General features: G+C 72.1%; 16 protein-coding genes. 5 read left to right on the top strand and 11 right to left on the bottom strand.

Going from position 1 to position 18345, the window contains the following annotated elements; genetic code table 11:
- The first annotated feature begins 20 nt into the window (after positions 1–20).
- Genes ACWF9Z_RS26715 through ACWF9Z_RS26705 form a run of 3 tightly spaced genes read left to right on the top strand, consistent with a single transcriptional unit; the run spans position 21 to position 3580 of the window.
- The gene (locus tag ACWF9Z_RS26715; RefSeq protein ID WP_453605922.1) at positions 21–1406 is read left to right on the top strand and encodes an NtaA/DmoA family FMN-dependent monooxygenase; all 1386 of its coding nucleotides are present in this window, start codon (positions 21–23) and stop codon (positions 1404–1406) included.
- A complete protein-coding gene (locus ACWF9Z_RS26710) occupies positions 1403–2449 on the top strand; it encodes an LLM class flavin-dependent oxidoreductase (protein ID WP_453605920.1) in 1047 nt (348 codons plus the stop codon). Before ACWF9Z_RS26715 ends, ACWF9Z_RS26710 begins: the two co-directional genes overlap by 4 nt.
- A 12-nt stretch (positions 2450–2461) precedes the next feature.
- Positions 2462–3580 (top strand): LLM class flavin-dependent oxidoreductase, encoded by a 1119-nt coding sequence (locus ACWF9Z_RS26705; RefSeq protein ID WP_453605919.1) that lies wholly within the window; start codon positions 2462–2464, stop codon positions 3578–3580.
- 190 nt (positions 3581–3770) lie between these two features.
- On the opposite strand, the gene ACWF9Z_RS26700 is transcribed toward ACWF9Z_RS26705, so the two are convergent.
- The 8 genes from ACWF9Z_RS26700 to ACWF9Z_RS26665 all read right to left on the bottom strand — a co-directional run bounded on the left by ACWF9Z_RS26700 (position 3771) and on the right by ACWF9Z_RS26665 (position 12448).
- Positions 3771–5225, bottom strand: coding sequence for an RNB domain-containing ribonuclease (locus ACWF9Z_RS26700; RefSeq protein WP_453605918.1), 1455 nt, complete (start codon positions 5223–5225; stop codon positions 3771–3773).
- 147 nt (positions 5226–5372) lie between these two features.
- Positions 5373–6347 carry a Gfo/Idh/MocA family oxidoreductase gene (locus tag ACWF9Z_RS26695; protein ID WP_453605917.1) on the bottom strand — a complete coding sequence of 325 codons (975 nt, stop codon included), beginning with the start codon at positions 6345–6347 and terminating at the stop codon, positions 5373–5375.
- 1 nt (position 6348) lies between these two features.
- Positions 6349–7656 (bottom strand): protocatechuate 4,5-dioxygenase subunit alpha, encoded by a 1308-nt coding sequence (gene ligA / locus ACWF9Z_RS26690; RefSeq protein WP_453605915.1) that lies wholly within the window; start codon positions 7654–7656, stop codon positions 6349–6351.
- A 24-nt stretch (positions 7657–7680) separates the two neighbouring features.
- The gene (locus ACWF9Z_RS26685) at positions 7681–8601 is read right to left on the bottom strand and encodes an amidohydrolase family protein (protein WP_453605913.1); all 921 of its coding nucleotides are present in this window, start codon (positions 8599–8601) and stop codon (positions 7681–7683) included.
- Between the two features lie 2 nt (positions 8602–8603).
- Positions 8604–9293, bottom strand: coding sequence for a 4-carboxy-4-hydroxy-2-oxoadipate aldolase/oxaloacetate decarboxylase (ligK, locus tag ACWF9Z_RS26680; RefSeq protein WP_453605911.1), 690 nt, complete (start codon positions 9291–9293; stop codon positions 8604–8606).
- The gene (locus tag ACWF9Z_RS26675; RefSeq protein WP_453605909.1) at positions 9269–10336 is read right to left on the bottom strand and encodes an amidohydrolase family protein; all 1068 of its coding nucleotides are present in this window, start codon (positions 10334–10336) and stop codon (positions 9269–9271) included. Before ACWF9Z_RS26675 ends, ligK begins: the two co-directional genes overlap by 25 nt.
- A gap of 27 nt (positions 10337–10363) precedes the next feature.
- The gene (locus ACWF9Z_RS26670) at positions 10364–11575 is read right to left on the bottom strand and encodes a 4-hydroxybenzoate 3-monooxygenase (protein WP_453605907.1); all 1212 of its coding nucleotides are present in this window, start codon (positions 11573–11575) and stop codon (positions 10364–10366) included.
- Positions 11576–11680: 105 nt separating this feature from the next.
- Entirely contained in the window at positions 11681–12448 is a 768-nt protein-coding gene (locus tag ACWF9Z_RS26665; protein ID WP_453605905.1) for an IclR family transcriptional regulator, read from the bottom strand.
- Between the two features lie 95 nt (positions 12449–12543).
- Here ACWF9Z_RS26665 and ACWF9Z_RS26660 point away from each other — a divergent pair, with 95 nt between their 5' ends.
- Positions 12544–13245 (top strand): substrate-binding domain-containing protein, encoded by a 702-nt coding sequence (locus ACWF9Z_RS26660; RefSeq protein WP_453605903.1) that lies wholly within the window; start codon positions 12544–12546, stop codon positions 13243–13245.
- A gap of 12 nt (positions 13246–13257) precedes the next feature.
- Here ACWF9Z_RS26660 and ACWF9Z_RS26655 read toward each other — a convergent pair whose 3' ends face one another.
- A complete protein-coding gene (locus ACWF9Z_RS26655) occupies positions 13258–14646 on the bottom strand; it encodes an NAD(P)/FAD-dependent oxidoreductase (protein WP_453605901.1) in 1389 nt (462 codons plus the stop codon).
- A gap of 145 nt (positions 14647–14791) precedes the next feature.
- Complete coding sequence (locus ACWF9Z_RS26650) at positions 14792–15499, bottom strand: helix-turn-helix domain-containing protein (RefSeq protein WP_453605900.1); 708 nt, start codon at positions 15497–15499, stop codon at positions 14792–14794.
- Positions 15500–15656: 157 nt separating this feature from the next.
- On the opposite strand from ACWF9Z_RS26650, the gene ACWF9Z_RS26645 reads away from it, so the two are divergent.
- Complete coding sequence (locus ACWF9Z_RS26645) at positions 15657–17291, top strand: amidohydrolase (RefSeq protein WP_453605899.1); 1635 nt, start codon at positions 15657–15659, stop codon at positions 17289–17291.
- Here ACWF9Z_RS26645 and ACWF9Z_RS26640 read toward each other — a convergent pair.
- Entirely contained in the window at positions 17258–18328 is a 1071-nt protein-coding gene (locus tag ACWF9Z_RS26640) for a LacI family DNA-binding transcriptional regulator (protein WP_453605897.1), read from the bottom strand. The two genes, ACWF9Z_RS26645 and ACWF9Z_RS26640, sit on opposite strands and share 34 nt — an antisense overlap.
- Between the last annotated feature and the right edge of the window lie 17 nt (positions 18329–18345).

The raw sequence follows: 18345 nt of genomic DNA, 5'->3' as shown, positions 1-18345 counted from the left end.
TCCGGAACCGGAAGGACACCATGAGCACCAAGCCGCTCAAGCAGATCCACCTCGCGGCCCACTTCCCCGGGGTCAACAACACCACGGTGTGGAGCGACCCCGCGTCCGGCAGCCACATCGAGTTCGACTCCTTCGTCCGCTTCGCGCAGACCGCCGAACGCGCCAAGTTCGACTTCCTCTTCCTCGCCGAAGGGCTCCGCCTGCGCGAACAAGGCGGGGAGATATATGACTTGGACGTGGTCGGCAGGCCGGACACCTTCACCGTGCTCGCCGCGCTGGCCGCCGTCACCGAGCACCTCGGCCTGACCGGCACCATCAACTCCACCTTCAACGAGCCCTACGAAGTGGCCCGCCAGTTCGCCTCCCTGGACCACCTTTCCGGGGGCCGGGCCGCCTGGAACGTGGTCACCTCCTGGGACGCCTTCACCGGGGAGAACTTCCGCCGCGGCGGATTCCTGCCCCGTGACGACCGCTACACCCGGGCCCGGGAGTTCCTGGCCACCGCGACCGAGCTGTTCGACTCCTGGGACGGCACCGAGGTCACCGCCGACCCCGTCTCCGGCACCTTCCTGCGCAACGCACGCGCCGGGGCCTTCGCCCACCAGGGCCGCCACTTCGACATCGAGGGCCGCTTCAACGTGCCGCGCAGCCCCCAGGGCCGCCCGGTGGTCTTCCAGGCCGGCGACTCCGACGAAGGCCGCGAGTTCGCCGCCGCATCCGCCGACGCCATCTTCGGCCGGTACGCAACCCTGGAGGAAGGCCGGGAGTTCTACGCCGACGTCAAGGGACGCCTGCCCCGGTACGGCCGCCGCCCGGAGGAGCTGCTGATCCTGCCGGCCGCCACCTTCGCCCTGGCCGACACCGACGCCCAGGCTCGCGAACTCGCCCACGAGGTACGGCGCTCCCAGGTCAGCGGGGCCACCGCGATCAAATACCTGGAACACGTCTGGAACCGCGACCTGTCCGGCTACGACCCGGACGGGCCGCTCCCGGACGTCGACCCCGACCCCGGCGAGAACACCATCGCCCTCGGACGCGCGAGCGTACGGCAGTTCCGCGACCCGCTGGCCACCGCGCGTCAGTGGCGCGAGCTCGCCGAGGCGAAGAACCTCTCCATCCGCGAGCTGGTGATCGCCACCACGGCCAAGCAGACCTTCGTCGGCTCTCCCGCGACCGTCGCCGAGTCCATCAACCGCCTGGTGCAGGCGGACGCCGCCGACGGCTTCATCCTGGTCCCGCACATCACCCCGGACGGACTGGAGGGCTTCGCCGACACCGTCGTCCCCCTCCTTCAGGAACGCGGTGTCTTCCGCACCGAGTACACCGGCACCACCCTGCGCGACCACCTCGGGCTCGACGTGCCGGCGGTCCGGCCGGCCGGCGCGCGGCAGGCGACGGCCTCGTGAAGTTCCTGGCCATCACGCTGATCGTGCACGCCCCGGACCCGGTCACGGGCCGGGTGAACCCCGTCCGCGAGCGGTTCCGCGAGGTCGTCGACAGTGCGCTGGTGGCGGAGGAGCTCGGCTTCGACGGTTTCGGGGTCGGCGAGCGGCACGAGCGGCCGTTCCTGTCGTCCTCGCCGCCGGTGGTGCTCTCCCACATCGCCGCGCTGACCCGCCGGATCCGGCTCTTCACCGCCGTCACCACGCTGAGCCTCCTCGACCCCGTCCGGGCGTACGAGGACTACGCGACGCTGGACCACCTGTCCGGCGGCCGGCTGGAGCTGATGATCGGCAAGGGCAACGGCACGGCCCAGCGGGAGCTGTTCCACGTCACGCCCGAGGACCAGTGGGAGCGCAACAGCGAGGGTTACGAGCTGCTGCTGCGGCTCTGGCGCGAGGACCGGGTGACGGCGCAGCCCCGGTTCCGGCCGGCGCTGGAGGAGGCCGAGGTGCTGCCCCGCCCCGGTGGGCCGCCCCCGCGGGTGTGGCACGGCAGCGCGACCAGCCGGGAGTCCGTGGACCTCGCCGCCCGCTACGGCGATCCGCTGTTCTCCGCGAACGTCACCCATCCGATCGGCCCGTACGCCGAGCTGATCCGCCACTACCGGGAGCGCTGGGAGCACTACGGGCACGACCCGGCGCTCGCCGTGGTGGGCGCGGGTACGGCCGGCTTCCACGCGGCACGCACCTCGCAGCAGGCGGTGGCTGCGTACCGGCCGGCCTTCGAGCAGTACCTCGCCTTCCACCAACAGGCCGGCGCGGAACCGGTGTTCCCGCACCTGGACGACTTCGTGGAGCGCAGCTCCGCGCTGATCGGCAGCCCCCAGCAGATCGTCGAGAAGGTGCACCGCTACCACGAGCAGTTCGGCCACACCGTCCTGCACCTGCAGGCCGAGCCGGGCGGTCTCCCGCCGGCCGCCCACCGCGCCTCGCTGGAGCTGTTCCAGTCCGAGATCGCGCCGGTGCTGCGCCGCGAGATCCCCGATCCCCCCTTCGCCGATCTGTAAGGAGACCTGGCCATGTCCGGCATCCCGCTCGGGGTCCTCGACCTCATCCCGATCCCCTCCGGCTCCACCGCCGCCGACGCCCTGCACCACAGCATCGATCTGGCCCGGCAGACGGAACGACTCGGCTACGCCCGCTACTGGTTCGCCGAGCACCACCTCAATCCCGGTGTCGCCGGGACCTCCCCGGCGGTGGTGCTGGCCCTGACCGCCTCCGCCACCTCCACGATCCGGATCGGCTCCGGGGCCGTACAGCTCGGCCATCGCACGGCGCTGTCCACGGTCGAGGAGTTCGGCCTGATCGACGCCCTGCACCCGGGCCGGCTCGACCTGGGCCTGGGCCGCTCGGCGGGCCGGCCTCCGCAGCGGGCCGGGGAGGCGGAGCCCTTCGTCGGACACACCCCGAACGGGCTGCGCATTCCGGAGCGCTTCTCCTTCGCGCACGTGGCGGGCCATCCCCGGTTCGCGCTCCAGCAGAGGCTGCTGAACCTGCCCGGTGCCCAGCCGCAGGACTACGGCGAGCAGGTCGACGACGTCCTCGCGCTGCTGCGCGGCGAATACCGGTCCGGTGAGGGCATCGAGGCGCACGCCGTCCCCGGCGAGGGGGCCGAGGTACAGGTGTGGATCCTGGGCAGCAGCGGCGGCCAGAGTGCCGAGACGGCGGGCCGCAACGGCCTGCGGTTCGCCGCGAACTACCACGTCAGCCCGGCGAGCGTGCTGGAGGCGGCCGAGGGCTACCGGGCCGCGTTCAAACCCTCCGCCGAACTGGACCGCCCGTACGTCACCGTGTCCGCCGACGTGGTCGTGGCCGAGGACGACGCCACGGCCCGCGAACTGGCCGCCGGATACGCGCCCTGGGTACGCAGCATCCGCACGGCCGAAGGCGCCATCCCCTTCCCGTCCCCGGCAGAGGCGCGGGCGCTGACAGGCCCCTGGACGGACGCAGACCGGAAGGTGGTGGCCGACCGGGTGGAGACACAGTTCGTCGGCTCACCGCGGACCGTCGCCGATCACCTCGAACGGCTCCAGGAGGCCACCCGCGCCGACGAGCTGCTGATCACCACGATCACGCACGACCACGCCGACAGGGTCCGCTCCTACCGCCTCCTGGCCGAGGAATGGCGCCGCCGCTGACGTGCCCGCCGTGCGCTGCTGGTACCGGCGCTCAAGACGGCCCGCCACGCGGCGCCGGTCAGGACGACGACCTCACCAGTTCCGGAACTCGCCGGCCCGGTCCGGTCGGTGACCACGTCGACGACGTCGACGACAGCCACCGGCGCGACCCGCGACTCCCGGCTCGGCGCATACCGCGGGTGACGGGGCGCTACACCGTTCTGAAGAGGACCTTCTGCCTGCCGGCGAAGAACGGGTCGGCGCGCTTGAGCTCGGCGCGGACGCTCGCGCCCAGCTCGAGGGGCGAGTCGGACGTGATCTTGCCCATGACGGCGGGCTGCGCCAGGTGCGCCGTGCCATCCTTCGGACTGCCGTTCTCCTTTTCGGTGTTGATGATCGTGACGTCGAAGACCTCGCCCACGCGGTTCTTCAACACCGCGGCCTCCGCCAGGTCCACCGAGTCGCGGTCGGCCACCTTGCCCTTCCCCCGCTCCATGTCGCAGGGCAGGCAGTACAGGGCCTCCAGCACCCAGTCGGGCGGCGCCTTCCCGGCGCACGCGGCCACGCACAGTTCACCGGCGTACCGGTCGACCAGGCGCCGGAGCGGAGCCGTGCAGTGCGCATACGGGGCCGCGATGGCCGCGTGCTTCTTGTCGTCCGGGATGTGGTGGTCGCGGAAGACGGTGTACTTGGCCTTGAGCAGCATCGCCGTGGCTTCGCTGAGGAAGGCCATGTGCTTGTGGTCGTTCGGATCCAGCTTGCGCACCAGTTCGGCGTACGTGAGGCCGGGCTGCCAGTCGATGCCCAGTGACGTGGCGATGTCGTGCACGCGCTGGATCACGTTCTGATCGGACGTCTCCTTCTGCGTCCGCAGGATGCCGGTACCGCTGTCCAGCATGATCTGGGCCGCCGCCATCCCGGTCATGAGGGAGATCTGCTCGTTCCAGCCCTCCACGGGCAGCGTGGCCGCGTAGCTCAGCTGGAACGTTCCGTCCTTGAGGGTGACGACCTCCTGGTCCGGCAGGTTCACCGAGATCCCGCCGCGGTCGGCCTCGACGGCCTCCCGCAGCTTGCCGATCTCGCGCAGCAGCATGATGGAATCCCGGGCCGTTCCGGCGTCGATGTCCTGCTGGACGCCCTGGTAGTTGAGCTTCGCCTGGCTGCAGACCTTCGCGCGGCTCACGGACGAGGCGGTGACCTTGCCGTAGGCGTCGAGGTCGTGCTGCCACAGCAGCGCCGGAACGACCTGGCCGGGCAGCAGGCTCGCCGGTCCCTCGGAGAGGGCCTGCGGGTACAGGGGGACCTTGAGGTCGGGGAAGTACAGCGTTTCGATCCGGTCGTGGGCCTCGGCGTCCACCGGCCTGCCGGCCTCGACGAAAGCGGCCACGTCGGCGATGGCGTAGTGCACGCGGTAACCGCCGCCGGGCCGCCGCTCCAGGTGCATGGCCTGGTCGAGGTCCTTGGACGCCGGCGGGTCGATCGTGAACAGCGGCAGGTCGGTGCGGTCCTCGGCGGGCGGCTGCGGTCTGGCCGCGGCCTCGTCGGCCGCCGCGAGCACGCGCTGGGGGAAGTGCGTGGGGATCTTCAGTTCCGTCCGGAGTTCCTGCAGCGCGGACAGCAGGGCGGCCTGGGCCTCGTCGGACATGTGCATCTGGCGGCGTCGCATGCCCCGAGCGTAGGTCTGGGGCCGCGGGCGGGCACGGTGAGCGTGTCCGGTCGGGGGAGGCCCTGCAGCCACGAGCGACGTCGGGGCAGGTCAAGGGGCCGTTCCAGAGACATCCGAAACGGCCCCTTGATCGTTTTCGGGCCTCGGCTACGAGGCGGGGGCGGCGTCGAGCTGTTCCTCGAGGGCGGCCAGCGTCCGGTAGCAGGCCATCACCTGGGCGATGGAGGAGTTCGGCTCGCGGCCCTCGCGGATGGCGGCGACGAACTCGCGGTCCTGCAGTTCGATGCCGTCCATCGAGACGTCGATTCCGCTCACGTCGATCGGCTCGTCCTTGCCGGTGGACAGGTCGTCGTAGCGCGCGATGTAGGTGCCGGTGTCGCCGATGTAGCGGAAGACCGTGCCGAGCGGCCCGTCGTTGTTGAACGACAGCGACAGAGTGCAGAGGGCGCCGTTCTCCGCGAGCAGCTGGATGGACATGTCCATGGCGATGCCGAGCTCGGGGTGGACCGGGCCCTGGATCGCGTGGGCCCGCACGATCGGTGAGCCGGTCTGGTGGGCGAAGAGGTCGACGGTGTGCGCGGCGTGGTGCCACAGCAGGTGGTCGGTCCAAGAGCGCGGCCGGCCGAGGGCGTTGAGGTTGGTGCGTCGGAAGAAGTAGGTCTGCACGTCCATCTGCTGGATGCGGTACTCCCCGGCCTGGATCTGCCGACGCACCCACTGGTGGCTCGGGTTGAAGCGCCGGGTGTGCCCCACCATCGCGACGAGGCCGGTGCGCTCCTGTGCCGCCAGGCACGCCTCGGCGTCGCCGAGCGAGGAAGCCAGCGGGATCTCGACCTGGACGTGTTTGCCCGCTTCCAGGCAGGCCAGCGTCTGCGCGGCGTGCATCTGCGTGGGCGTGGCGAGGATGACGGCGTCGATGTCGTCCATCGCCAGCACCTCCTCCAGGGTCGCGACGCCCCGGCCGACGCCCTGCTCCTGGGCGAACCTCCGGGCGCTGTCGAGGCTGCTGCTCACCACGGCGGCAACCTCGACGCCGTCGATCCGCCTGAGTGCGGCCGCGTGTTTGGCGCCGAAGGCACCGCCCCCGGCCAGGGCGATCCGGAGGGTCTGCTCGTCAGTCATGTCACTCCTTGGGGGCGGGCGACTCGGCCCGCGGGTGGTTTTCGAGGATCAGGTGGCCGACGGCGGTGTTGGACGCCGGCACGTGGTAGAAGCGGTGTTTGACCTCGACCTGCCCGGAGTCGTCGAGGTCGCTCATCGCCCCGCGGGCGATCAGCCACATGACCAGCTCGATGCCCTCCGAGCCCGCCTCCTCGACGTACTCCAGGTGCGGCACCCGCGACAGGGCGACCGGATCCTCGACCAGCCGGTCCAGGAAGGCGTTGTCCCACTCCCGGTTGATGAGGCCGGCGCGGGGGCCCTGCAACTGGTGGCTCATACCGCCGGTGCCCCACACCTGGACCTTCAACGGCTTGTCGTAGGACTCGATCGCCCTGCGCAGCGCCCGGCCGAGCTCGAAGCACCTGGCGCCCGAGGGCACGGGGTACTGCACCACGTTGACGTGGAACGGGATCACCTTGCACGGCCACTTATCGACGTCCCCGAACATCAGCGACAGCGGGACGGTCAGACCGTGGTCCACGGCCATCTCGTTGACGAGGGTGAGGTCGAAGTCGTCCCTGATGAGCGAGTGGGCGATGTGTGCGGCCAGCTCCGGGTCGCCCTGGATGCCGGGGACGGGCCGGGGCCCGTAGCCCTCGTCGGCGGTGTCGTAGGCCGCGCCGGTGCCGAGCGCGAAGGTCGGGATCACCGACAGGTCGAACGCGGTGGCGTGGTCGTTGTAGACCAGGAAGACCACGTCGGGTACGTTCTCGCGCTCCCACCGCTTGGAGAACTCGTAGCCCTCGAAGACCGGCTGCCAGTAGGGCTCGTCCGTCTTGTGGTGGTCCATCGCCGCGCCGATCGCCGGCACGTGCGACGTGAACACCGCGCCGGTGATCACGGCGTGCTCGGCCGACGTTTCCGGGGCGGCGTGCGCCGCCTCAAGGACGGCGCGGTCGATCCGGTTGCCCTCGACGGAGCGGCCCCCGCCCACCATCATGTCCCGGTACTCCTGCTCGGTCATGCCGGTCATCGAGCCCGCCATCTGCTGGAACGACAGTCCCAGCGCCGCACCCCACTTGGCGAGGAAGTAGATGTTGCCGCCCTCGCGCATCGCGGCATTGAGGTCACGGTCGAGGAGCGCCTGCTTCTGCTCCTCCCGCAACGGCCACGCGTCGAGGTAGGCGCGCTCGTCGGCGCGGTAGCTCTCACGGTTGTCCACCGTCATCAGCGACATGCAGAACTGGTTGAGGTGGTAGCCCTTGGCGGACTGCTCGGCGTCGAAGAGGGTCGTCCCCGGCACCAGCTTGTAGGTCTTGTCCAGCGACACTGCGGTGCTCCTGTCGTGCGGTGGTCATTCGGCGTCCGGCCAGTACAGGCGCATCGGGTTGGACACGAGGAGCTTGTGCCGCAGCCGCGGCGTCGGCGCGATGTGCGGGATGAAATCGACGAGCAGGCCGTCGTCGGGCATGTGGTCGACGAGATTCGGGTGCGGCCAGTCGGTGCCCCACAGCACCCGGTCGGGGAACTCCTCGACCACGCGCCGGGCGAACGGGACGACGTCGCGGTAGGCGTCGCGCTGTCCGTCGAGGGCCGGCGGGCCGGCCGCCGACAGCCGCTCCGGGCAGGTCACCTTGCACCAGATGTCCGGCCTCGCCCGCAGGAGGTCCAGGAACGCCTCGAACTCCGGACCGTACGGGTCCTTGGTGACATCGGGCCGGCCCATGTGGTCGACGACCAACGGCACCGGGACCGAGAGCAGGAAGTCGCGCAGCTCGGCGAGGTCGGCCGCCTCGAAGTAGACGACCACGTGCCAGCCATACGGTGCGATCCGCTCGACCACGTCCCACAGGTCCTGCCGCGGCGCCGCGTCGACGAGCCGCTTGACGAAGTTGAACCGCACGCCGCGGACGCCTGCCTCGTGCAGTTCCCGCACGTGCGCGTCCGAGACCCCGGACCGGAGCGTCGCCACACCGCGGGCCAGGTTCCCCGCGTGCCGCAGGGCGTCGACCAGGGCGCTGTTGTCGGCGCCGTGGCACGTCGCCTGGACCACGACGTTGCGGGCGAAGCCCAGGTGGTCGCGCAGCTCGAAGAGCCGGTCCGCGGACGCGTCGCAGGGGGTGTACTTCCGCTCGGGTGCGAACGGGAACCGCGCCCCCGGGCCGAAGACGTGACAGTGCGCGTCGACGGCGCCTTCGGGCAGCCGGAACCGCGGTCGGCTCGGACCGGCGTACCAGTCGAGCCAGTCGGGGTCCTTCTCGAACATGGTCGTCATCCTCAGTCCTCGTAGCGCAGCCCGCGCTCGGCCAGCGGGCCGCGCATGCCGTACAGGTCCAGGCCGAGCTCGCCCGCGCGGAACCGCGCACGCTTGCCCGCCTCGCCGGCCTCGCGCGCGGCCGCCGACGCGGCGACCTCGGCGGCCCGTTCACGCGGCACCACGACCACGCCGTCGCCGTCGGCCATGACGACGTCGCCGGGCCTGACCAGGGCGTTGGCGCAGACCACCGGCACGTTGACCGAGCCGAGCGTGGCCTTGACCGTGCCCTTGGCGTTGATCGCCCGTGCGAACACCGGGAAGTCCATCTCCGCCAGGTCGGCCACATCGCGCACACCGCCGTCGATGACCAGGCCCCGGCCTCCCCGGGAGCGGAACGAGGTGGCGAGCAGGTCGCCGAAGAAGCCGTCCTCGGTCTCGGTCGTGCAGGCCGCGACCACGACGTCGCCCTCCCGGATCTGCTCGGCGGCGACGTGGAGCATCCAGTTGTCGCCGGGTTGCAGCAGCACGGTCACGGCGGTGCCGCACAGGCGGGCCCCGGGGTAGACCGGGCGCAGGTAAGGGCGCATCAGCCCCACGCGGCCCATGGCCTCGTGGACGGTCGCCACGCCGAACGCCGAGAGCGCGGCGACGGCCTCGGGATCGGCGCGGTCGATCGACGTGTGGACTACGCCGATCTCGGTGTGCTCCATGGGTTCTTCTCCTCGGGTCGGTGGCCGGCTGCGGCGAGGCGGGCGGCGAGTCGGGGGTAGACGCGCAGGGCGTTGCCGCAGTAGACGGCGGCCCGCTCTTCGTCGGAGAGGTGTGGGGTGGCCTCGACGTACCGCTTCGTGTCGTCGAAGTGGTGGCCGGTGCGGGGATCCAGGTCGCGGACCGCGCCGATCATCTCGCTGGCGAACAGGAGGGACCGGCCGGGGATCACCCGGGTGAGCAGGTCGACGCCGGGCTGGTGGTAGACGCAGGTGTCGAAGAAGACGTTGTCCAGGAGCGTCTCGGGATCCGGTCGGCCCAGCGCCATCGCCAGGCCGCGGAAGCGGCCCCAGTGGTAGGGCACCGCGCCGCCGCCGTGCGGGATCACGAACCGCAGCGTCGGGAAGTCGGCGAACAGGTCGCCCTGGATCAGCTGCATGAACGCCGTGGTGTCGGCGTTGAGGTAGTGGGCGCCGGTGGTGTGGAAGGCCGGGTTGCAGGACGTGCTGACGTGGATCATGGCGGGGACGTCGTACTCGGCCATCGCCTCGTAGAGCGGGTACCAGCTGCGGTCGGTCAGCGGGGGAGCGGTCCATCTGCCGCCCGAGGGATCGGGGTTGAGGTTGACCGTCACCGCGCCGAGCTCCTCGACCGCGCGCCGCAGCTCGGGCAGGCAGGTCGCGGGATCGGCGCCCGGCGACTGCGGCAGCATCGCGCCCATCGCGAAGCGGCCGGGGTGGAGCGTGCTGACGCGGTGGACCAGGTCGTTGCAGATCCGGGCCCAGACGGAGGAGACCGCGAAGTCGCCGACGTGGTGGGCCATGAAGCTGGCCCGCGGGGAGAAGACCGTCAGGTCGGTACCGCGTTCGTCCATGAGCCGCAGCTGGTTGCCCTCGATCGCCCGGCGCAGGTCGTCGTCGGTGATGACCAGCTCGTCGGGGTCGGGTGCGTCCCGGGGGGTGCCGACCGCCGCCGTCTGCCGGTCGCGCCATTGCGCCAGCTGGGGTGGTGCGGTGGTGAAGTGGCCGTGGCAGTCGATGATCACGTGTTCTCTCCTGGTGGTCGTGGGGAGTCAGCCCCGGCCGCGGGCGGGCCAGCCGGTGTACTGCTCGGCGAGGTAGCTGCGACCGGCGCGGGTGCCGACCACGTTGTCGAGCTCGCCGAGCTGACGCCTCAGGTCGAACGGTGGGCCGCCGGGCGCGGTGTGCAGCAGCTGGGTCATCCAGTAGGAGAAGTTCTGGGCCCGCCAGACCCGTTGCAGGGCGCGCGGCTGGTACGTGTCCAGCGCGGGCTCGCCCGCGCCGCCGAGTGCCCGGAGCAGGACGTCGGCGAGCACCTTCACGTCGTGCAGCGCCAGGTTCAGCCCGCGGGCGCCGGTCGGCGGCACCGTGTGCGCGGCGTCGCCCGCGAGCAGCAGCGAGCCCCACCGCATCGGCTCCTGTACGAACGAGCGGAACCGCAGCACCGTCTTGTCCAGGATCGGGCCCTCCTTGAGACGGAAGCCGTCCTCGCCGGCCACCCGGGCCTGGAGCGTCTCCCAGACGCGCTCGTCCGGCCAGGCCTCGGGGGACTCGTCGGGGCCGCACTGGAAGTACATCCGCTGCACGGTCTCGGTGCGCTGGCTGATCAGCGCGAACCCGTGCTCGGAGTGGGCGTAGACCAGCTCGGGCGCGCTCGCCGGAGCCTCGGCCATGATGCCGAACCACGCGAAGGGGTACTCCCTGCCGTAGCGCACCCGCTGGTCCTCCGGCACCAGATCGCGGCACATGCTGCGCGAACCGTCCGCGCCGACCACGTACCGGGCCCGGATCTCGTGGCGGGACCCGTCGGGCGCGGTGTAGCGGACCCGGGGGGCGTCGGTGGCGATGTCGAGGACCTCGGTGTCACGGACGCCGAAGCGGACCGTGCCGCCGTCGCGCTCCCGGGCGTCGGCCAGGTCGATGAACACGTCGGTCTGCGGATAGAGCCACACCGACTCGCCGACCAGTTCCTTGAAGTCGAGGCGGTGTGCCCGGCCGCCGAACCGCAGCTCGATGCCCTCGTGTTCGTGGCCCTCGCGCAGGATCCGGTCGCTGACGCCGGTCTCGACCAGGTCCCGGGCCGCGTCGGCCTCCAGGATGCCGGCCCGCTGCGTGCTCTCGATCTCCTGCCGGGTGCGGGTGTCGACCACGATCGTCTCGACCCCGGCCCGCCCGAGGAGGTGGGCCAGCATCAAGCCGGCTGGACCGGCACCGATGACAGCGACCGGAACTGGGGCGACGGTGTCGATGATGGCGTCGGCCATGGCATCTCCTGAGCGACTGTGAGCGTCTCGAACACCCCGAACGCTGACATCCGCGACCGCGACCGGTCACCGCCGTTTCCGTCAGGCGGAAGCCCTGTTCGGATGTCAGATCGTCGTACGGGTCCGCCGGCCGAGCTCTTCGGAGATCCCGTACGCGGCTCTCAGGAGCGGTTCGCGCAGCCCGCGCGCGCGGCTCGCGCTGCTCGCCGCGATGACGATCCCCAGCGCGGCGCTGACCGGTCCGGCCGGGCCGATCCGTACCGGCGCGGCCACCGCGACCGTGCTCTCGGAGAGCTGCCGGTCACTGACGAAGACCTGCTCGCGGCGGATGAGGTCCAACTGCGCGCGCAGCGTGCGCTGGTCGGTGACGGTGTGCGGGGTCCAGGCGCGCAGCGGCGAGTCGAGCACCTCCTCCTGGATGTCCAGCGGTGCGTGGGCCAGCAGCACCCGGCCCATCCCGGTGGAGCCGACGGGGAACCGGGACCCGACCATCGTCAGCAGCTCCACCGAGCGGTGCCCGGCGATCCGTTCGACGAAGACGAGATCGGTGCCCTCGCGCACCGCGAGCTGGATGTTCTCGTGGGTCGCCTCGTAGAGGTCCTGCATGAACGGCAGGGCCGCGTCGCGCAGGATCTGCGTGCGGGGGCATCCCGAGACGATCTCCCAGAGCCTCAGCCCGACATGCCAGGACCCGTCCTCGGTGCGCTCCAGCGCGCCCCATTCCGCCAGCTCCGCGACCACCCGGTGCGCGGTGCTCAGGGCCAGTCCCGTGCACTGGGCGATCTCCGACAGGGTTCGCGAGGGGTGGTCGCGGTCGAAGGCCGAGAGGACTTCGAGGACCTTCCCAGCCGCCGTGCTCCGGGTTCTGCTCACCCGGTCAGTCTCGCAGACCGGCGTTGAAGCCCCCGGTCGTGCGCCGTACCATCTGCCGGACACTCCGTACCACCTGCCGGACACAAGGAGGCGACATGGACCGAGACGCCTCCGGGCTGTCCTCGATGGCGACGCGGCTGATTCTGGCCGAGCTTTCCGAACAGATCCGCCTCGCGCACGGGATCGCGGTGCGGTTCGAATCCGCCGGCGGCGTCGAGATCGCCCAGCGGGTGCGCCGGGGCGCCGAGGCCGACGTCCTCGTGCTGGCCGAAGGAGCCATCGCGGAACTGGCGGCCGAGGGGCACCTCCTCGGGGACACGGTGCGCCCGCTGTGGGTCTCCCGGGTCGTCGCGGCCGTGCCGGAGGGAACACCGGTGCCGGCACTGCGCTCGGAGCCCGACCTGCGGGCCGCCCTCCTGTCCGCGAAGAGGATCGCCTACTCGACGGGCCCCAGCGGCACGGCCCTCCTCGATCTCATCACCCGGCTGGACCTCGCCGCATCGCTCCGGGACCGGCTCGTCCAAGCGCCACCGGGGGTGCCGGCCGGCAGCATGCTGGCGTCCGGCCGGGCCGACCTGGCCTTCCAGCAGCACAGTGAACTGATGGACCTGCCGGGCGTCGTCATCGTCGGCCCCCTGCCCGGCGACACCGAGATCACCTCGACGTTCAGCGGAGGCGTACTGGCCGCCTCCACCCGACCGGGCCGGGCCCGCGAAGTCCTCGCTCTCCTCGGCTCCGAGGCGGCGGCGGAGACGGCCCGTTCCCGGGGCATGCGGGCCGCCGGGGACCGGGGCTGAGGGCGCGCTCGCTCAGCTGCCGAAGCCGAGGCCGAGGCGGTCCAGGGTCCGCAGCCACAGGTCGCGGCGGCCCTCGTTGCGGTCGGCGCGGGCGAGGGAGCGCTGGGTGATGCCGATGCCGAGGGAGCGGGCGGGTTCGGGCGGGAAGGGCAGCGGCTTGCGGCGTACGAGGTCGAGGGCGGTCCGCTCGGTGCGCTCGCCCGCCAGGAGGTCCAGCATGACCTCGGCGCCGAACCGGCTGGCGCCGACGCCGAGCCCGGTGAAGCCGGCGGCGTAGGCGACCTTGCCGCGATGGCTCGTGTCGAAGAAGACGCAGAAGCGGGTGCTGGTGTCGATGGCGCCGCCCCAGGCGTGGCTGAAGCGGATGCCCTCGAGCTGCGGGAAGGTGCGGAAGAACTGGCGCGCGAGCGTCGCGTACGTCTCGGGGCGCCGGTCGTGCTCGGCGCGGACCCGGCGCTGGTGCACGACGTCGTAGCCGCCCCACAGGATCCGGTTGTCCGTGGAGAGCCGCACGTAGTGGAAGGCGTTGGCGGGGTCCGCCCAGCCCTGCCGGTGGTGCCAGCCGACGGAGGCGAGCTGTTGACCGTCGAGCGGTTCGGTCATGAGGGCGTAGTCGTACACGGGGACGGTGTAGAGGCGGTGCCGGCGGACCAGGGAGGGGTACGCGTTGGTGGCGAGCGCCACGCGCCCGGCGGTGATCCGGCCGTAGGGGGTGCGGACGTGGACGACGGCGCCGTGCTCTTCGAGGGAGAGGGCCGGGGTGTGCTCGTGGATGCGGACGCCGAGGTCGAGGCAGGCGCGCTTGAGGCCCCAGGCGAGCCGCGCCGGGTTGACCATGGCGGTGTCGCTCTTGTTCCAGACGGCGCCCAGGAAGGTGGGGGAGTCGATCTCCGCGCGGACGGCGTCGGCGTCGAGGACGGTGGTGGTGGCGCCGTAGCGGGCGGCCGCCTCGGCCTCCTCGGCGAGCCAGCCGACCTGATGGGGCTCGGTGGCGACGACCAGGGACCCGGTGCGCTCCCAGTCGCAGTCGATGGAGTGGCGGGCGAGGGTGTCCTCCATGGCCTGGAGGTTCGCGCGGCCGAGCCGTTCGAGGACACCGATCTCGTCGGGCCAGCGGGCGAGGCCGTTGGCGAGACCGTGGGTGAGGCTCGACTCGCAGAAGCCGCCGTTGCGGCCGGAGGCGGCGCCGCCGGCCTCGTCGCCCTCGACCAGGACGACGTCGGCGGACGGGTCGCGCTCCTTGGCGGCGAGGGCGGTCCACAGCCCGGTATAGCCGCCGCCGACGACCAGCAGGTCGCAGGTGGTGCCGCCGACGAGGGCGGGGGTGGCGCGGGGGCGGCGCGGATCGTCGAGCCAGAACGGGGTCGGATCGGCGTCCCGGAGCGAGAGCAGGGGGTCCATGGTGGCTTCCTTCGGGTGGCGGAGGAGCCCGCGCGCGGGGGCTTTCCTCCGAGGTGCCGCCCATGAGACCCGGTCGGACGCGACAAGGTCAATGATGTTGACATAAGCGCCTTCGGGTGGATTGCGCAGGCCCGGTCCGTGGGCGCTACCGCCCCGCGTCCGGGTGCAGTGCGGCGGCGGCGACGAGCATCAGCTCCAGAGCGAAGGGGTAGCCGCTGTCGCGCATGTCGACGGCCAGGAGGGGGTACGTCGCCGCGATGTGCGGGTGGGTGTCGGCGGGGACGCGGCTGTACGCGGCATGCCAGACGTCGGCGTCGGCCGTCGCCGCCGAGGGCGGCAGGGCCGCCGCCGCGGCGTCCTGGGCGGCGAAGGCGAGCGACTGGTCGACGAAGGCGTGATAGATCCGCACCGCCAGGGCGTCGGGGAAGCCGCCGTCTCGGAGGATGCCGAGGATGGTCTCGACGGCCCGGGTCTCGTGGGGGCGGCCGGTGGTGCGGTGGGCGGCGAGCAGCGCGGCCTGGGGCTGGGCGAGGTACGAGGCGTGGATGCGCCGGCCCATCGAGCGCAGGTCCTCCCGCCAGTTGCCGGTGGCCGTCCAGCCCTCCTGGGCGCGGCCGATGAGCTCGTCGGCGAGGGCGAGGAGCAGGGCGTCGGTGTTGCGGAAATAGCGGTAGAGAGCGGTGGGGTCGGCGCCCAGCGCGGCCCCGAGCCTGCGGACCGAGAGCGCCTTCGCGCCGTGCTGTTCGACGAGGCGCAGTGCCGTGTCGACGATGAGGCGCTCGGAGAGGACGGCGCCGTGTTTGGTCGGGCGGCTGCGCTGCCGACTGCCCTCGGGTACCACGCGTTCGGACATGGCCAGGACGTTACGTCAACACCATTGACGTGTAAACGGCTCGCGGGCTTCCATGGCGCCCGTCACCGTTCCGCGCATTCGTGCCCACGCCGTCCGGGCCGTCCGGGCCGTCCGTACGCATTCCGTCCAGCGCATCCGCACGCAAGGGAGCCGCCGCATGCCTCACGCCGATCTGGTCTTCACCGGAGGTCCTGTCCTCACCATGGATCCGGCCCGTACCCGGGCGAGTTCGCTCGCGGTCACGGGGGAGCGGATCACCGCGGTCGGCCACGATGAGGTGCGGGAGCTGATCGGGCCCCGTACGGAGGTGGTCGACCTCGCGGGCAGGCTCCTGCTGCCCGGCTTCCAGGACGCGCACGTCCACGCGGTGGGCGGGGGCAGTGAGCTGGCGCAGTGCGATCTGACCGAGATCGTCGACGTCGCCGCGTACCTGGAGCGGATCCGGGCCTACGCGGACGCGAACCCCGAGCAGGAGTGGATCACCGGCGGCGGCTGGTCGATGGAGAGCTTCGCCGGCGGACTGCCGACCCGGCAGCTGCTCGACTCGGTGGTGCCGGACCGGCCGGTGCTGCTCTCGAACCGCGACCACCACGGGGCCTGGGCCAACACCCGGGCCCTCGAACGGGCGGGGTTGAGCGCCGCCACCCCGGATCCGGCCGACGGACGCATCGAGCGCGAGCCGGACGGCACGCCCAGCGGAATGCTCCAGGAGGGCGCGACGGCTCTGGTGGCGCGGCTGGTGCCGCCCAGTACGCCGGAGGACCGGCTCGCCGGCCTGCTGCGGGCGCAGGAACTGCTGCACTCGCTCGGCATCACCGGCTGGCAGGACGCGCTGCTCGGCGCCTTCAACGGGATGGGCGACCCCTCGGAGGCCTATATGACCGCCGCACGGGACGGGTCGCTGACCGCCCGCGTGTCCGGCGCGCTGTGGTGGGACCGCGAACGCGGTGCCGAGCAGATACCCGAACTGGTCGAGCGCCGAAAGGAGTTGGCGTACGGGCGGTTCCGGGCCGGGTCGGTCAAGATCATGCAGGACGGCATCGCGGAGAACTTCACGGCCGCGCTGACCTCCCCGTACCTGGACGGCTGCGGCTGCGCCACGGCCAACAGCGGGCTGAGCTTCGTCGATCCGCAGGCCCTGCGCGCTCACGTGACCGCGCTGGACGCGCTGGACTTCCAGGTCCACTTCCACGCGCTCGGCGACCGTGCGGTACGCGAGGCGCTCGACGCGGTCGAGGCCGCCGTGGCGGCCAACGGGCGGCGCGGCAACCGGCACCACCTGGCCCATCTGCAGGTCGTCCACCCCGACGACCTGCCCCGGTTCGCCGCGCTCGGCGCCCTCGCGAACATCCAGCCGCTGTGGGCGGCGCACGAGCCGCAGATGGACGCGCTGACCATCCCGTTCCTGGGACCGGAGCGCGCCGCCTGGCAGTACCCGTTCGGAGGTCTGCTGCGGTCGGGGGCCACCCTGGCGGCGGGCAGCGACTGGCCGGTCTCCAGCCCGGACCCGCTCGCGGGCATCCACGTCGCCGTGAACCGCCGGGAGCCGGGGACCGACGACGAGCGGGTGTTCCTGCCCGAGCAGCGCATCGACCTCCTCTCGGCGATCGCCGCCTACACCGCCGGTTCCGCGCACGTGAGCCGGCTCGACGACGCGGGCAGCCTCCTCCCCGGCCATCTGGCCGACCTCGTGGTGCTCGACCGGGACATCCTGGCCGCACCCCCGGAGGAGATCGCCGAGGCGCGCGTGGAGCGGACCTATGTGGGCGGCGAGCTCGTGTTCGCGGGCTGAGGATGCCGTACAGAGGAGGCACGGACTTCGAGGCGGACCGGTACGAGAACCCCGCGGGTCTCCCTGCGCCCGTGCTCCAGAACGGCCACCAGCAGTTCGATCCCGGCCTCGGCGACGGCGTCGGGGCGCAGGCTGAGCGTAGTGACCGGTGGTTCGGTGTGCGCGGCCGCGTCGTCCTCGCTGACACAGGCGAGGAGCAGGTCGTCCGGAACGCGGTAGCCGTGCCGTCGGGCCGCGTCCAGGACGAGGGGCGGGCTGGCCTCGGCGACCACGAAGAGGGCGTCGGGGCGCCGCGGTCCGGCCGTCAGCGCGGTCTCGACGGCCCGGACCACCGGCCCGTTGCCGGGCTCCGCGGCCCGTACGGCCAGCTCCGGCAGTCCGTGCGCCGTACACCAGTCGTGGTGCGCGGCGAACACCTCGCGGTGGAAGCGGGTGGTGCTGTCCGGGACGACCAGCGCGGGCCGCCGGGCGCCCTGGGCCAGGAAGTGGTCCAGGGTCCGGTGGACGGCGTCGACGGCGTCGACGTCCACCCAGTGGGCCTCCTGCCGGCCTTCCACGGAACGGTCGCTGAAGACCGGGATGCGGGCGGCGAGCAGGTCCTCGACGATCCGGTCGTCGGCGACGGGGTCGACGACGATCGCGGCGTCGAGGGGCAGCGCGGACCACTCGCTCTGCAGGGAGCCGGCGGGCAGCAGCACCATCGCGTAGCCGCGTGCGAGCGCGGTGGCGGCGGTGGCCCCGGTGAGCCGGGCGAAGTACGGCGACTCCAGGAAGGTCCAGGGGGCGTCGGCCAGCTCGCCGACCACGTATCCGATCAGCCGGGCCCGTCCCGCGCGCAGCTGGCGCGCGGTGGCGTTGGGCCGGTAGCCCATCCTGCGCGCGGTCTCGCGGGCCCGCTCCCGCACGTCGGGGGAGAGCCGGCCGGTGCCGTTGAGCGCCGCGGAGACGGTCGTCTTGGACAGGCCCGCCTCCCGGGCGACGTCCACCAGCCGTACGCGCGGGGCGGGCTGCTCGCCGCGCCCTGAATCTTCGGTCATGAGACCGATGCTGCCAT

The organism is Streptomyces sp. NPDC054961 (assembly GCF_053609145.1).
This window is presented reverse-complemented; position numbering and strand designations above follow the sequence as displayed.

Bases quoted from the DNA above. Each gene is read 5' to 3' on its own strand.
- ACWF9Z_RS26715 (WP_453605922.1), top strand. From the start codon at position 21: ATGAGCACCAAGCCGCTCAAGCAGATCCACCTCGCGGCCCACTTCCCC.
- ACWF9Z_RS26705 (WP_453605919.1), top strand. From the start codon at position 2,462: ATGTCCGGCATCCCGCTCGGGGTCCTCGACCTCATCCCGATCCCCTCC.
- ACWF9Z_RS26685 (WP_453605913.1), bottom strand. From the start codon at position 8,601: ATGACGACCATGTTCGAGAAGGACCCCGACTGGCTCGACTGGTACGCC.
- ACWF9Z_RS26670 (WP_453605907.1), bottom strand. From the start codon at position 11,575: ATGGCCGACGCCATCATCGACACCGTCGCCCCAGTTCCGGTCGCTGTC.
- ligK (WP_453605911.1), bottom strand. From the start codon at position 9,293: ATGGAGCACACCGAGATCGGCGTAGTCCACACGTCGATCGACCGCGCC.
- ACWF9Z_RS26700 (WP_453605918.1), bottom strand. From the start codon at position 5,225: ATGCGACGCCGCCAGATGCACATGTCCGACGAGGCCCAGGCCGCCCTG.
- ACWF9Z_RS26645 (WP_453605899.1), top strand. From the start codon at position 15,657: ATGCCTCACGCCGATCTGGTCTTCACCGGAGGTCCTGTCCTCACCATG.
- ACWF9Z_RS26640 (WP_453605897.1), bottom strand. From the start codon at position 18,328: ATGACCGAAGATTCAGGGCGCGGCGAGCAGCCCGCCCCGCGCGTACGG.
- ACWF9Z_RS26660 (WP_453605903.1), top strand. From the start codon at position 12,544: ATGGACCGAGACGCCTCCGGGCTGTCCTCGATGGCGACGCGGCTGATT.
- ACWF9Z_RS26650 (WP_453605900.1), bottom strand. From the start codon at position 15,499: ATGTCCGAACGCGTGGTACCCGAGGGCAGTCGGCAGCGCAGCCGCCCG.
- ACWF9Z_RS26695 (WP_453605917.1), bottom strand. From the start codon at position 6,347: ATGACTGACGAGCAGACCCTCCGGATCGCCCTGGCCGGGGGCGGTGCC.
- ACWF9Z_RS26655 (WP_453605901.1), bottom strand. From the start codon at position 14,646: ATGGACCCCCTGCTCTCGCTCCGGGACGCCGATCCGACCCCGTTCTGG.